Raw genomic sequence first — 16,514 nt, forward strand, 5'->3', positions numbered from 1 at the left:
CTCCATAAAAAAAACTCACCGGCATTACACCGGTGAGTTTTTTTATTATTGCAGGTCAAGGAAAAGTTTAGTATTGCGGATTCTGCGCATTTTTCAACGCTGGATTAGCAGAGATTTCAGTAGCTGGCAGCGGCCAGATAAACCGGTAATCAGCATACTTAATGCTGCCGTAACCAGACGGTGTTACCGGTCTGGTTACCGTGTTATAATTGCTGCCATCATCTTTCAGATCATCGATGATCACCTTTGCAGGGATACCACCTGTTCCATACTTTGCATCCAGTGCAAGGCGGGTAATGTCGGGCCAGCGGCGTCCTTCGCCTGCAAATTCTACCCTGCGTTCGTCCAATACCGCCTGGATCATGTCGAGCGGAGCAATGGTGATGCGGTTCGGACTGCCTTCCGGTAAAGAACGGTTGCGAACTGCGTTGTATAACTTAAACGACTGTACGATATTTCCTGCACGTGCATATGCCTCTGCCGCATTCAGCAGTACTTCTGCATAACGGATCATCGGCGCCCAGTCGGACTTATTCAGATAATCACGGTATTTATAATTGAAGTAGAAGTTCTGCACGGGTTTGCCGCCTGATACAGTCACCTGCTTTACCTGTAATAAAACACGACGCATATCATCGCCTGCCCAGAAAGAGGCGTTGTACAAATTAGGGCTGGTAGCTACCAGGCCGCGGCCTTTCTGGTCAGAAGGGCCAAACATCGCTGCCAGCGCACCATTGGAATTACCGTTGGTGATGGCACTGTTGGCAATAGAGAAAATAGATTCTGTGTTATTATCTGCTTTTGTGAACGGGCCATCCGGGCTGTCGGTAAGTTTATAACCTTTCACCGGGCTCACAAATGGCGCACTTTGATCTGCACCCAGCTTTGCGGCTTCTGTGATAACACCCTGCCAATCGGCCATATGGAGCTTAATTCTTGTTTTCAAAGCAATAGCCGCTCCTTTAGTAGCTCTGCTGATAGGATTAGCAGTGGTGGGAAGCAGGTTGGTTTCTGCAAAATCCAGGTCCGCCAATATTTTGGTATAATCCTCTTTTACTGTACCACGGCCTATTTTCAGGGCTTCCTGGATTTGAGCTGGTGTGCTTACAGGCATATCCCTGTAAGGAATCCCAACTTGTGCACCTGCACCATCTGCATATGGGCGGCTGAAATGAATGACTGCTTCATGATGTGCCAGTGCACGCAGAAAACGGGCTTCACCTTCCAGCTGCAACGCCTTACCCTGTGAAATCACGTTATTGGCAGCGGCTTTCCGCACACCATCAATAAGTGTATTGGCCTGGTTGATCAGCGCATAAAGATTTACCCACATCTGGACATTATTGGCAGAAGTAGGGCTGTAACTGCCTTTATAAGTGATATCATAAAACGTAGCCAGGTTCACCATATCCTCTCCACGCATCTCATTTTGCTCAATGGAAGCAGCACCGAAGGGATAACCACGGCCCAGGGTATAATCATCATTATAACTTCCCAGCGCAGCTGTATTATACATACCATTTGCAGCCAGCTCGATAGTGGATGAATCCGAAAATACCGCGTCTTGTGGCAAGGCGTTCTTTGGTGATAATTCGGTGTATTTTGAACAGGACGCAGCACCCAGTGATAACACCAGTAATCCTGCTGCTACTGCTTTCATGCTTCTGTTATATTTATATGCCATTGTATTTCTCATGTTCATTATTTTTTATAATCCTACGTTAATACCAAAAGTATAGCTGCGGGGAACCGGGTTGGTGTTGTAATCCAAACCAGGTTGCGTGTTAGCTCTTGCATCCACATAAGTATTTAACTCAGGATCAAGACCGGAATACTTTGTAATGATAAATGCGTTCTGCACCTGCGCATAAATCCGGATGCTGCTCAGTTTAATTCTTTCCAGCATTGCTTTAGGCAGGGTATAACCCAGGCCGATGTTCTGTGCACGGATAAAGCTGCCATCTTCCAGGAAACGGCTGTTAACATTACCATTCTGCAGGATAAAGTTATCTGCGCCCAGGTACAGTTTAGGAACATCTGTTACCTGGCCAGGAGTAGTCCATCTGTTTAAAACTTCTTTACCGTTGTTCAGGAACTTCTGGTTGTTCAGGCCTTCCTGGCGCGTTACGCTGTATACTTTATTACCGCCGGAGAAAGAAAGGAACAGGTTAAAATCGAACCCTTTGTAATTAACGGTATTGTTCAAACCACCATAATAGGTTGGCGTAGCATTACCGAGGATTTTTTTGTCGGAAGATGATAATGCTTTTGCAGAAGTAGAGATGTCCTCAGGCTTTGAAGCATTATAGGCATAGTAAACACCTTTCGATGCATCGCCCTGTATAATGGAGCCGTCGGCTTTTTTCCAAAGCGGGTTACCATTTGCAGGATTCACACCCATTGACTCGTAACCATAAAAAGCACCCATAGATTCACCTACGCGGGTAATGTTATATGGATAAACGATATCTGCATTATCTACCAGTGCGGTAATTTTATTTTTTACAAAAGAGATGTTGAAGGAAGTGGTCCAGGAGAAATCACCGCGCTGAATATTAGTACTGTTCACTGTTAGCTCATAACCTTTGTTATACATTTTACCCACGTTAGAATAAAATACATTCGGTTTGGTAGCACTTGGAACACCTAATGACGGCGGCAGCGGAGATGCCAGGATCATGTTATCAATATCATTCCTGAAATAATCCGCTGTTACTGTGATCCTGTCGTGGAGTAACCCGAGGTCCAGGCCAATGTTCATTTTTTTACTGGTTTCAAAAGTCAGGTCCGGGTTGTACACCTGGTTGAAAGCAATACCCAGTAAAGATCCGTATAGTGCTGGTTTGTAAGTACCGGCATAAGGGTATGCACCGATATCCACGTTACCTACTTTAGCATAACCGCCACGGATCTTCAGGTTGCTGATCAGGTCGGCGATACCGCCTTCCTGGAAGAAACTTTCCTGTGAAGCTCTCCAGCCCACAGAAACGCCTGGCAATGTTACATCCTGTTTGCCGATAGGCAGGGAGGAAATAGCATCTCTGCGGAGCGTGGCAGATACCAGGTAGCGGTCTTTGTAGCTGTAGTTAGCCCGGATAAAGTACGATTGGAATGCGCGCTCCACCAGTGTTCCGCCAACAGTTTGAGTACCGGTGCTATTGTCGATGAGGTTATCAGTACCAAAGAAAGGGCTGATCAGGTTAGTACCCTGCGCATAGAAACTTCTTTCTCTTGTTTTCTGATTTTCGGTTCCAATTACAGCGCCAATATTATGCGCACCGATCGTTTTGTTATAGCTTAAAGTATTTACCCAGTTATAACGGAAACTTGGAATAGACTGCTGGTAGATAAAACCGTTGGTACCACGGCCATCACCATGGATAGGGTTCCAGTACTGGTAGTCCTCTCCACTCATATAGTTTACACCTACCTGCGTTCTCAGATCAAAATCTTTCAGAATTTTTACGCTGGCAAAAGTATTACCGGTAAAGTTCAGGTTTTTGTTACGGTAGATGTTATGATCCAGTACGTATTTAATGTTGGTATAGTTATCAGCGATAGTGGCTTTATTGGCGCCACTGCCGAGCGTATTGGTGTTGCTCAGGTTATAGGTGCCATCATTCCACTGTGCAGGTACGTTAGGTAAAGCACGGATAGCGTTGGAAAGATTGCTGGAAAGCCCGTTCTGGCTAACGTTCAGGCCATTGTTGGTAATGTGCGAAACACCGGCATTTACGCCTACAGTTACCACATTAAAAGCTTTCTGTTCCAGTTTCAGGCGTACCTGGTACTTGCGCTGATCGTTACCAACCAAAATACCTTTCATATCGGTGTACCCCAGGGAAACGTAGTAGTTGGTTTGATCATTGGCGCCGCTTAGCGACAAAGCATGGTTCTGTTGGAACCCTGTTCTGGTCACTACTTTCTGCCAATCGGTATCATAAAAACCACCATCAGGATTGGGTGTAGGGAAAGCATCCGGTGCAGCTGCTGGCTTGGCGTTCAGCTTTTTCTCGTTAGCGATGGTTACAAATTCATCTGCATTCAGCAGATCAAATAATTTGGAAGGCGTAGCTGCAGCCATCCACATATCGTAGGTGAGGCGTGGCCTGCCGCTTTTACCTCTTTTGGTGGTCACAAGGATAACGCCGTTAGCGGCCCTGGAACCATAGATAGCAGTAGCGGCGCCATCTTTCAGCACTTCCATGCTTTCAATATCATTCGGATTGATATCTCCCAACGGGTTGTTGGAGGTGATCGTGCTCTGGTTGCCGGTGATATAAGGCACTCCGTCAATTACATACAGCGGATCGGTGCCGCTGCTAATACTGTTGGTACCACGGATGCGGATACGTGCCGGCTGGCCCAGAATACCACTGGAAACGGTAGCCTGTACGCCTGCTACCTGTCCGGATAACTGACGATCGATGCTGGATGCAGCCACATTTTTCAATGTAGCTCCTTTGATGCTGGATACAGAAGCCGTGAGGTTTTTACGCTCAATAGTACCGTAACCAACTACTACCACTTCGTTCAGTCCTTTAAGATCGGCCGACAACTGAGCGTTCACAGTAGATTTGCCGGAAACACTTACCTGTTGGGCAGTATATCCTACAAAAGAAAATTCAATGGCGGCAGCTTTTTCTCCTACACTGAGCTTAAACTCACCATTGGAGGCGGTCATAGTGCCACTGGAAGTACCAACAATTTTTACGGTAACGCCAGGCAATGGAGATCCATCTTTGGAGTCTGTCACCTTACCTGTGATGACCCTGGTTTGGCCAAGCGCCTGCAGCGCGGTAATAGCCGCAAATAACCAGAGAAACAATCCTTTCTTCATAAGCGATTTTGATTTGAAAAAATAAATGTAATACAGACATGTCCAGGCATAGCATGGCCATTTAGCACAAGTGCTATTATTATCTAACAGTAAAGACTAAACGAAACAATCGTATTGCTTTTGCGGCAACCTTCGCAAAGCACAATTCTACATAAGCATTCCAAAACTCATAAGCAATCCTAACATTATAAAAACAAGTGAATAAGCGTACAGTAGTGGCATGCCACTGAATAACCAGATAATTTTATACAGATTGCTGTAAACGGGTTGCCAGGTATTTTCTGCGGTTACAGAAAATACGGTTCCGTTACTGCGTAAACTGCAGGGTGGCAACTATTGAATCTCATTAAATTAGATGGAAAATCTGGCTGTAAGCCGCTCCCCATAAGCAAATATTCCCGTTATAAATTCCCGATAAGCAAAAAATGTATTCGTTGTTTGTTGTATTGGATTACGCTAAAATGAATCTTGATTCCCGATTTTGGCTTCATGAAAATTTTCATGACGGGAGCAAATATAAGTAAACCTTTCAAGTAAAAAATAACATTTTAGGGGGAGTAGAAAATGGGCATAAAAAAAGCGGTTGTCTCGAAAAGAGACAACCGCTTTCTATTATTAGTTAAATGAAGTACTGATTATTGTTTGGTATCCCACCAAACGCGATCAGTAACTTTGGCAGGCTGTTCTGGTTGCGCGTTTGTTTCATTCTCTGATGCTGGATACACCCATCTGCGTGGAACAGTTGTAATACCCTGATAAGCATTCTGTACAACAGTCAGCTTAGGGAAATTGGTTCTGCGCCAGTCGTTGTATGATTCAAGAGACAGGTAGTTAGAGATATATTTCTGTGTCATGATCACCTCGTAAGCATTAGCAGCAGTGAGCTTGCATTTAGCTGCCAAATAGGTCTTAAACGCTGTACTATCTGCGCCAAGTGGTTTCATTCCAAATCTTGTGAAGGTTGCTTGAACTGCACTGTTCAGAATTGGTTGTGCAGCTACAAAACCAGCTGTCAGGAAGGTAGCTTCTGCCTTAATAAACAGTTGTTCATCATATGTAGCCAAATAAACCGATTGATCAGCAGCAGCAAAAAATTTACCTACAGCTGAAAGTGAATCAATATTAATCTGCTCGTCGCCTATTATCCTGCCTCTATAACCGCCTCCCAACAAAGCTGTGTCTACCATTACGGATAATCTGGGATCATTTGTTGATTTCAATAATTGAATGAAAGTAGAGGATACTGCAACACTACCCCATTTATTATTATCAGTAAACTGGGACCAAGGCGCCTGCGCTCCTGATTTGCTTTCGAATTTCACGCCCGGATTATAACTTTCATCAGGGAAAGCTTTTGTCAATGCAGTTAAAGCTGCCTGTGCCTGTGTGGCAGCCACTTTACCAGGTGCATATGTTAAACGTAAAGCAAAACGTGCTTTCAGGAAATAAGCGAATGCTGTCCATTTTTCGGGATCAGAAGCATATATCAGATCTTTATCGCCAACTGATGCGGAAGCATCTTCTTTAGCCAGTAGAGCGATAGCATCATCCAACAGCGTATTAATACTGGTATAAATGCTTTCCTGTGAATCATACTTCGGCTTAAAGTTTTCAAAGCCGGTAAATGCTTGTGAATAAGGAATTGCATTCCACAAGTCAGTAGTAACAGCCAGGTTATAAGCCATTAATATTTTTCCCATACCAGCGGCATGTGGATGATTTGCGGTAGTAGCCTGGTCCTGCAGGATCTTCAGGTTATTCAGGATCTGGGGATACATGTCAAAAGACCAGGTATTATCCACATCGGAAGCTGTTACCTTATAAGTATCCCACTCGGGTGCGGGTTGATCATAACCCAATTGTTGGGTCCAGAAAGCGGCGGTTCTGGCAGGATAACCACCCGCAATATTAAATGCAGTAGTTAATTCGGCGCCGCCCACCAACAGGGCATCAGTTACGTTTGTGGCTGCAGCCGGGTCATCGTTTACATCCAGGAATTTTTTACATCCTGAACCCCCTAACATTACACTTCCCGCTATAATGGATATAATTATCTTCTTGTTCATCATTACTCAGTTTAGAAAGTTAACTTCAAAGTTGCATTGTAAGATCTGGTGCTTGGTGAAACGTAATGGTAAAAACCACCGGAGTTACTACCTGCTCCATAAGTGCTCAATTCAGGATCTGAACCGGTAAAGTGTGGGGTGTAGATCCACAGGTTACGACCGGCAACAGAAAATACTGCTGCTTTAAATGGAGTACGTTTTAACAACTTCGGACTAAAATTATAGGCCAGTGTAACATTTCTCAGTTTTACAAAGGTTGCATCCTGGATCAGGTTTTCATAAGTATCACCCCATGCCTGCCAGTAAGCCTGATCAGTTTTAATGGATTTGGTATTTTGCTTACCATCGGCAGTTACACCGTCATATACCATTGATCCGTCGCGGCTGCTGGTAAGACCACTGGTACCGTAGAAGGTCATGTAGTATTCATCAAAGTTGATCACCTGACCACCAAAACGGCCGTCGAAAGTAAACGACAGGTTGATACCTTTATAAGATACACTGTTGGTTACACCACCAATCCATCTTGGCTGGGTATTACCAATATCAAAGGAAGTTCCATCTTCCTGGGTAGGATAACCATCATCATCGATCAACAGTTTACCCTGGTCGTTTCTCATGTAACGTGAACCTCTGATAGTACCATAAGGCTGACCGGCCACCAGGTATATACCGGGAGTAGTGAAACCACCTATCTGGATAGAAGTTACACCTTCTGTCAACTCATTGATCATTGCTTTGTTCCTGGAGTAGTTAGCAGAAATATTCCAGTTGAAATCTTTTGATCTGATCGGGTTGGCATTTAAAGTTACTTCCAGACCTTTATTGGTGATCTTACCGGCATTGATTACAGCCTGGGTATAACCGGAACCAGCAGATACTGCTGTCTGGAATATCAGGTCGGTACTAACCTTGTTATAGTAACTTGCTTCCAGACCAATACGGTTGTCCAACCATTTTGTTTCCAGACCCACTTCAAATTCCTTAATTTTCTCTGGTTTCAGGTCAGGATTACCCAACACGTTATTCTTGGAGAAACCATTTACACCGTTGAAAGGAAGATCCAGTGAGCCACGAAGACCATCACCCACTACCGTTTTATTGAAAGGCGTTGCTACCTTGTAAGGAGGTGCGTCATTACCAATGGCGGTGTAAGCAACTCTCACTTTACCAAATGATAATACTTTGCTGTCTTTTAATCCTTCCAGTTCGGAGAATACAAATGCACCAGTCACAGAAGGGTAGAAGTAGGAATTATTCTTAGCCGGCATGGAAGATGACCAGTCATTTCTACCGGTTAATGTTAAAGATAACATGCGGTTATATTCCAGGATTGCCTGTCCGTAAACACTCACCCTTCTTCTATCGTAGAAAGATTTGGTGGAGGTTACAGACTCCGCACTGGTAATATCATAGAAACCAGGTACGGATAATCCTACACCTTTTGAAAACTGGTCGGTATAATGTTCAGAAATGATATTATTACCTACCATTACAGTCAGATCGAATTTATCAAATTCTTTCCTGGCAGTAGCGTAGAAATCGTGGTTAATTTGCTTGTTGTTAATGATTTCATTGTACATACGACCATTGGGGAAACCACCGAAGGAGCCGATTGCTTCATGAAATACACGTTCATCTGTATAAATATCCGCACCTATTCTTTCGGTTAATGTTAACCAATTCAGTGGATTGTATACCAGGCTGAAGTTAGGAATGAAGCGGGATACATTCAGTTGCAGGCCGGTATTAGCCGCGGTCCAGAAAGGGTTATTAGCACTAACCTTATACATATTCTGTGACTTATCTACCGGGTTTTCATATGGTAACAGGTTGTAACTTACCGGCGCATTGTAAAGGTTAGCCAGGTAAGAAGTACCACCACTACCATTACCTTCCAGCAAGCGGTCGTTACGTGAGTCAATATAACTGATACCAGTAGTCGCAGTTAACTTATCAGTAAGATGGGTAGAGAAATTTGCGTAAAAGGAGTTACGGTAATAGTCGGTACCGGGAGCCACACCTTCCTGTCTTAAAGAAGAGTAGGACATCAGGTAATTTGACTTTTCTGTAGATCCGTTCAGGCTGATGTTATTATCCCAGGTAGTACCTGTTTTAAAGAACGCGTCACGTGGATCATAGTTAACAGCTGGCTTGCCATCCACCTTTAAGGTATCCATTTTGGCACCCCAGGAACGGGAAGTTTTATTGTTTATTCCATCAAAGAATACGCCGTTGTTACCCTGTGACCAACCTGTCTGAAATTCAGGCAATACCACTTTGTCAATGTTCACACTGGAACCTACTGTCAGGCTGAAAGCTTTACCTTTTAAACCAGCGCCGGTTTTCGTAGTAATGATTACCGCACCACCAGCTGCCCTGGAACCATACAATGCGGTTGCAGAAGCGCCACGGAGAATATTTACTGATTCAATGATGTTCGGATCAATATCAATACCTCTGTTGGGAGTAGTACCCCCTGCCAGAACCGGATCATCGTCAGTGTCACCTGCACCAATCTGGTTGTTATCAATCGGGTTACCGTCCACTACAAAAAGTGGCTGGTTATTTCCGGTTAAAGAGGCCGCACCACGGATAACGATACGGGTACCACCACCGGGAATACCAGAAGTATTACTGATTTGCACACCAGCAATTTTACCCTGCATACCATTCAGGAAGTTTACTTCCTTGGATTGCACGATATCATCACCTTTTACTTCCTGCGTAGTATAACCCAGGGTGCGTTTTTCACGTTTAATACCCAGCGCGGTAACTACTACCTCGCTAAGATCTTTATTGTCGGCGCCAAGAGCCACATTGATAGTGCCTTCGGCTCCAACAGGAATTTCCTTGGAAGCATACCCAATAAAAGAAAAAACAAGCACGGAACCCGCAGGAGCTTCGAGTTTGTAAGTGCCATCGTTGGTGGTTAGGGAACCTTTACCTGTACCTTTAATTCCGACAGATACACCAGGGAGTCCGGAGCCGTCTTTAGCATCCGTAACCTTGCCGCTGATTAATTTTGTTTGTGCATAGGCTTGCACAACACTGATGGCCACGAGCAACCATAAGAGTAGTCCTCTTTTCATAAGCAATTTAGATTTGAAAGATATTGTCAGTTAACTAATAAAAATGGGAGTGCTGTACTCATTTAGCCAAAGGTTATTCCGTAAATCGTTTTCCTCATAACCCATCCTTCCTTATTCGTATTTTCTCAAAGCAAATTCCAGTTTCTCTCCTCTGTTCTCTTCCTAACTATATCAGAAACTGTTTCCGGTATAGATTGAAATGGCGGTTAAATCAACACAAGCACCAACTTAATTAAGATTTTGTTCTTTAGATTCTGTTTTAGATTCTGATACGTATTTGTTAAATATTGTTTAAATTCTACTGCAATATAGGAAATTTAAAAAATACTAGTGCAAAACTGGCTTTTTTTTAAAATATCCGTTCCCGATATATCCAACACCTGCTGGCCTCTGAGGATCACTATTCAACTAATAGTATATTAATTATAATATATAATTAATTATCTTATATACCTTTTCATTTAAAAAGATGCCTCACCTAGTACTCCTTAAATAAATAATGGGTATCCGGTCCGCTTCTTCTTATCCAGTAGTCTCCGGTGAAATAAAAAAGGTGCCTTCGCTGAAGGCACCTTTCAAATCATATAATAATACTAATTGGAATAACCCTGGTTCTGCACCATATTTGGATTTGCATCCATCTCGGCCTGCGGAATCGGGAAAGCTACACGAAAATCATTTGCTTCTGTAACCCTTGTACTCAGCGCATTAGCATCTTTGATATTACGCTGCCCGTTCTTACGGAACAGATCAGACATACCAAAACCTTCACCCACCAGTTCCAATCTTCTCTGTTTAATAATCTCAGCTTTGATATTGGCCACATCAGTAAATGGATCCAGTCCACGTTTCGCTCTCAGCATATTCACATCATCCGTGGCTTTCTGCAGGTTGCCCAGCTCAGCATAAGCTTCTGCACGATTCAGCAACACCTCACTTATTCTCAGGATCTTTACGTTTACAAGACCCACCTGGCCGGTAGCTTCATTACCTGAAAATTTCATCAGGTAGTTACTGCCATCAAGATTCTCCACCAGTGCATTACGCGCATCTTTTGGATCCAACAGTTCCATAAAGCCATCTGTGAGCCTGATATCTCCATACCCACCTAATTTAGCAGGCACATACATATAACCGAAGTTATTGGAGCCACCGCCATCCGGTGTCAGAAAACGCAGGGAAAAGATTTCTTCAGAACCGGCTGCATCTAAATTAAATGCTTTCGCCACTTCAGACGCTTCATATAAAGGATACTTCCCGATCAGCTTATCTGCCTCGTCAATAGCCAGCTGCCAGTCGCCCTTATACAGGTAAGCACGGCTAAGCAAGGCTGTTGCTGCATCCTTCGTAGCATTAAACACATTCGCGCTGTTGCTCTCAGATTTACCGGCAGGAGCGGTTTGCTGCGCCACTTTCAGATCGCTGATAATAGCCGCGTAAGTTTCAGCCAGCGTACTACGACCAGGCTTGAATGTACCGGGTGCATCCACCGCTTTGGTCACCAGGGTAATCCCGGTGTTAGGCTCATTTACTTTTGCTCCTATATTGGTATATGGTCTTGTGTACCTTCTGGCCAGGTCGAAATTAGCCAGTGCACGCAGAAAATAAGCTTCTCCGCGGATCGCACCGGTTTTTTCCGTTTCAGGCAGTTTATCAATCAGCACATTCGCCTGGTTTACCACCCTGTAAGCATTCAGGAAGGTATTTGTTTGTGGCGCCAGCAGCGGTGTGTAGTTCAATTGGAATTCTGTAATAAACCGGTTGGAGTTCTGGGAAGTAATCTTCATATCATTGCCACCCAGGTCTGTTACGATCATGAAGTCGCGGCCATAATATTCCAGCGCCTGCATACGCTCATACATTCCGTTTGCAAGAATACGTGCATTCCCTTCAGTTACGGCATCACCTTCATTCAATGATGACTGTGGATTCTGATCCAGCTTGGAACAAGCTGAAAACAAACCAGCCGTAGCCAATGCTAATATGGAGAGTTTTGAATATTTCATAATTAAACTAAATTTTTGTTGTTACTTCATTACAGTCCCACACTAATACCAAACGTGATCACTCTTGAAGTAGGATAACGGTAAAAATCGGTTCCTGCATTGGTAGTAGCCGGAGACGCAGTGCTGGTCGGAGAAATAGGGTTGGTACTCATATCCGGATCCCATCCTTTATATCCTGTCAGCGTAAATAAGTTCTCTGCCTGTGCATATACTCTTAATCCCTGCATTTTCAATCTGCTTAAAGTGTTTTTTGGGAGATTGTAACCCAGTGAAAGGTTTCTCAAACGTACATAGGAGATATCTTCCAGGTAACGGGTAGAAGAAGCATTAGAGTTGGTACCATTGCCCCAGATAACTTTTGGTCTGTCAGCAATATCGCCTGGCTTTTCCCAGTGGCTGCCGGCATCTTTTGCCTGATTTCCGGTAGTGTTGTTACCATCGCTTTCCAGGAAAGAACGGTTATAGTTGTACGCTTTATTTCCAGCGCTGAATGTGATGAATACAGACAGGTCGAAATCCTTGTAAGAGAATTTATTGGTAAAACCGCCTGTAATTTTAGGCAGCGCCTGGCCAACATATTTTCTCACTGCTGAATTATAATCGGAAGTTGGTTTTCCATCAGCGCCTTCCCAGGTGGCAGCACCGGTAGCAGGATCAACGCCCGCCCAAACCGGCATGTACCAGGAGCCAAATGGCATACCTACTTCAATCCGCTGGCGGGAACCTGCCGGGATAAATTGCTGGCCGCCCAGTGACAGTACCCTGTTTTTCAGCGTAGCAAAATTCAGATCTGAAGTCCACTGGAAGTTTTTAGTAGACACCGGGATACCACCCACTGTTACTTCAAAGCCCTGGTTCAGCATCTTACCCACGTTCATCGTCATTACATCAAAACCGCTGGTCATAGATAATGGCAGCTGCATCAGTAATGCGGAAGAGCGCTTGTCGTAATATCCTACGCTACCGTATAAACGTTTTTTCAGTACACTGATATCCAATCCCACATCATACAGGTTTTGTTTTTCCCAGCTCAATGCCATGTTGCCTGGTTGCTTCAGATAAGCAACTGATCCGCCATCATAAGCGCCCACGAGGCTGTACAGCGGCTGATAAGGATAATCGCCCAAACCTTCTGCGTTACCCATGATGCCATAGCTGGAACGCAGTTTCAGGTCGTTCAGCCAGGATATATTTTTAGTAAATTCCTCTTCTGTAATACGCCATGCAGCACCTACTGAGTAGAAGTTACCATAACGGTTGTCTTTAGGGAAACGGGAAGAACCGTCTCTTCTGAAACTACCGCTTAAGAAATACTTTGATTTATAGTCATAATCTGCTTTCGCGAGTATACCCTGGAAAGCGTAGGAGGTTTCATCACCGGCCATGTCGAAATATTGGGAACCAGCGTCCGGCACCTGTGCCTGGCCATTAGGGAAACCATTCTTTGCACTATAGTTCCACACACGGTTCTGGAAGGAGTATTCATTACCTGCCAGTAAGCGGATACTATGATCTTTACCCAGGTTGAAATTATAAGTCAGCAATTGCTGGGTAGTATATAACGCCATGTTGGTATTCACGTTATACAGGTAACCGCCATAGTTACGTCCATCGTAGGAATCCGGAGATGTCCATTGCTTTTCACGGATGTTGGTCAACTCGGCATTACCCTTCACTACGAAACGTAACCCGTCAATAATGTTGTAGCCCAATGCAGCATTAAAAACTGTTTGGGTATTATTGCTCCTGTTGTAGTTACTGTTCACCGTGCTCACGAAGTTGCCTCCACGTAAAACCGGGCGGTAGGAGGAGGGGATATCTGCGAAACCAGCCCAGGAAGTAGTGCCTGGCTGTCCGGCAGTATATCCGTTATAGGGGTTTCCGTTCTCATCACGGGAAGGGATAAACGGAGAATTTGCCAGCGCACCCATCAATGGTGAAGAGTAACTGTTACCTGCGCTTGCACTTCTTTGATCTGTATAGCTGCCGTTCACCTTTACGCTCAGGTCAAATTTCTCATTGAACTTATGATCCACGTTCAAACGGCCACTGTAGCGGCTGAAGTCGGAGCCAATCAGGATACCCTGCTGCTTGAAATAATCGCCGGAAGCATAGAACTGTGTCTTTTCATTTCCGCCGCCTGCGTTGATACCATAAGATTGTGTTTTACCGGTGCGGAAGGCCTCGTCTATCCAGTTGGTATTGATATTTGTCAGGCTGTTCGGACGATTAGCCAGGATCTGTTCTGCAGTGAAAAGCGGCGTGCCATCTTTCTTGGTCGCATTCTTCATCGCCTCGCGCTGATAAGCCAGCAGCTCAGTGGAATTCATCATGTCAATTCCGTGCGACAGGTCCTGGAAACCATACTTGGCATTGAAATTAATCCTGCTCTGGCCTTTCTTCCCCGTTTTGGTGGTAATAACTACCACACCGTTAGAACCGCGGGAACCATACAATGAAGTTGCAGACGCATCTTTCAGGATGGTCACGTTTTCAATGTCGGCAGGGTTCAGGTTCGCAATTACATCCTGGGAAGGAGTATTCTGGGTAAAATCCCCGGAGGAAATGATTACCCCATCCACTACATACAGTGGGCTGTTGCTCGCTGAAATAGAGCCGATACCACGGATACGTACCTCCGTTTTCGCGCCAGGCTGACCGGAGTTAGTTGATACGGCAACGCCAGGCGCATTACCCTGGAGCATCTGGTTTACATCCGGCAACGCAACGTTGTTGATCTTTGCACCATTGATACTGGATGCCGCGATGGTGGAGTTGATCTTCTTCTCCATCGTGTAACCCGTTACCACTACTTCATCCAGACTTTTGGAATCTGTTTTCAGTTTTACGTTCAATGTGGCAGCAGTACCCACCGGTACTTCTTTGGCCTCATACCCGATAAATGATACGATCAATGTGGCATTTGCATCTACCTGGATAGTGTAAGCCCCTTCCGGATTGGTGACGGTTCCTTTTGCGGTGCCCTTAATCTGGATGTTGGCACCCGGAATAGCTGAGCCATCTGTGGCATCAGTGACTCTCCCTGTTACTGTGCGGCTTTGCGCATAGACTTGCCCGCCCAGAAATAGCACGGACAAGAGGAGAAATAATACTTTCCTCATAAGCATGATTTTGTTTCCTTAACCTTAAAAAATAATCATCATTATCAAGGCCATACGCCTTAATTCAATTGGTTCCCGTTAAATAAGCAGTTTGGTGAAATTGTAATTGGATACTTAAAGCTGGAGCAGGTATAACGGTACAGTGATATTGACCAAATTAAACAATTGAGCAGTTCTCTTGCGATTTATTCAATGAATAAACAGCAGAAGCAGTCAACTTCTTCCTCATAAGCAGTTTCCTTAGCAAATTTTCAACCAGCCTCAAATATAATAATTCTTAACAAAAAGTTAAGCTTGGAAAGTTCCCGATAACGTTTGGATAACATCTTTTTAACGCCTCATTAACATATAATTATTACAAATTATCTGTAAGGGCATAAAAATAAACAAGCGGCAAGAATACCGCCTGTGCTCATCAACCAAAATCTAAATCGAGATTAAAGTTGCCCCGCATAAATGCGGGGCGAATATTTTTTATCAGGAAAGGGTAAGCGGATATGTTTTTAACAACTCCAGCAATACCGTAAAGAGATCATCATTACGATGATTAAAGCGGTATTCACACTCTTTCAGATGTAAATAGGCAGTATTCCGGTTCAGCCCCTTGAACTTAGCCAGGCGGTGCTTGGTTAGTCCCCAGAAAGCATCTACATCATCCATCTGATGCGTATCAGAAGTCTGACCCAGCCTGTATAAACGGTACTGACCCAAATCCACCAACCCGTTGAACCGGCGCAAACGTTCTGTAGCCACCTGCGTTTCCAATACGGAACGACCGCGGGTAGCCGCATGAATCATAGACCGGCTTACGTCTGGAAGAATTTCGGTGTGTAACCTGTCTGAGGATCTGCAGATGCCGAAGATTACGGGCTTAACAATCCGGTCTACTTCCGGTTTTACCGCCACCAGCGTGTCGCTGTCGTGGTCGGAATTAAGGTCACTTTGCCGGGGTTCATACGTTAACACGGGAACAGGCACAGGATGCTGCGTTTCACAGTATCGCGCAATCTGGTGTCGTAGCTTCTTCAGGTAGCTGTTAATAGTTACCCTGCTTACACCGCTGATATTCGCTATCTGGGTCGCAGTAAGATCATCGGCAAACAGCCGCAGGATCTCCTTAAATTTGCGCTCGGATAAATGAGCGCCCTTTAAGTACTTATTTTTCATGAACTATGTGGTTAGAATGGCGTACTAAACCTCATACTTTTTCATTATAATCCCACCCCTTTTTTTACAAGCGGCTATAAGTGTATGTGAATGCTGTCCACTAGATCATTTCAGCTTCTTTTTTTGTCCATTTTAGCTAAATATTTAGCATCCACTGCAGTTTGCCGGCACTAAAAAGCCACCGGGGCAACCAGCAGCATGAAAAACATGCCCTGCTTACC

7 protein-coding genes are annotated in these 16,514 nt (G+C 44.5%); all 7 read right to left on the reverse strand.

The window, feature by feature from the left end; translation table 11 throughout:
• Positions 1-67: 67 nt before the first annotated feature.
• Positions 68-1,696 (reverse strand): RagB/SusD family nutrient uptake outer membrane protein, encoded by a 1,629-nt coding sequence (locus tag ACLHR0_RS29790; protein WP_436491468.1) that lies wholly within the window; start codon positions 1,694-1,696, stop codon positions 68-70.
• Positions 1,697-1,708: 12 nt separating this feature from the next.
• Positions 1,709-4,840: a SusC/RagA family TonB-linked outer membrane protein gene (locus ACLHR0_RS29795; RefSeq protein WP_436491469.1), complete on the reverse strand. Its 3,132-nt coding sequence runs from the start codon at positions 4,838-4,840 to the stop codon at positions 1,709-1,711.
• 635 nt (positions 4,841-5,475) lie between these two features.
• Entirely contained in the window at positions 5,476-6,906 is a 1,431-nt protein-coding gene (locus ACLHR0_RS29800) for a SusD/RagB family nutrient-binding outer membrane lipoprotein (protein WP_436491470.1), read from the reverse strand.
• An 11-nt stretch (positions 6,907-6,917) separates the two neighbouring features.
• Complete coding sequence (locus ACLHR0_RS29805; RefSeq protein ID WP_436491471.1) at positions 6,918-9,998, reverse strand: SusC/RagA family TonB-linked outer membrane protein; 3,081 nt, start codon at positions 9,996-9,998, stop codon at positions 6,918-6,920.
• 593 nt (positions 9,999-10,591) lie between these two features.
• Positions 10,592-12,004 (reverse strand): RagB/SusD family nutrient uptake outer membrane protein, encoded by a 1,413-nt coding sequence (locus ACLHR0_RS29810; RefSeq protein WP_436491472.1) that lies wholly within the window; start codon positions 12,002-12,004, stop codon positions 10,592-10,594.
• A gap of 29 nt (positions 12,005-12,033) precedes the next feature.
• Positions 12,034-15,126 (reverse strand): SusC/RagA family TonB-linked outer membrane protein, encoded by a 3,093-nt coding sequence (locus ACLHR0_RS29815; protein WP_436491473.1) that lies wholly within the window; start codon positions 15,124-15,126, stop codon positions 12,034-12,036.
• Positions 15,127-15,603: 477 nt separating this feature from the next.
• Entirely contained in the window at positions 15,604-16,293 is a 690-nt protein-coding gene (locus ACLHR0_RS29820; protein WP_370909180.1) for a hypothetical protein, read from the reverse strand.
• Positions 16,294-16,514: the final 221 nt, after the last annotated feature.

Source organism: Chitinophaga sp. ARDCPP14 (assembly GCF_051362515.1).
In the GTDB taxonomy this organism is placed as follows: Bacteria; Bacteroidota; Bacteroidia; order Chitinophagales; family Chitinophagaceae; genus Chitinophaga.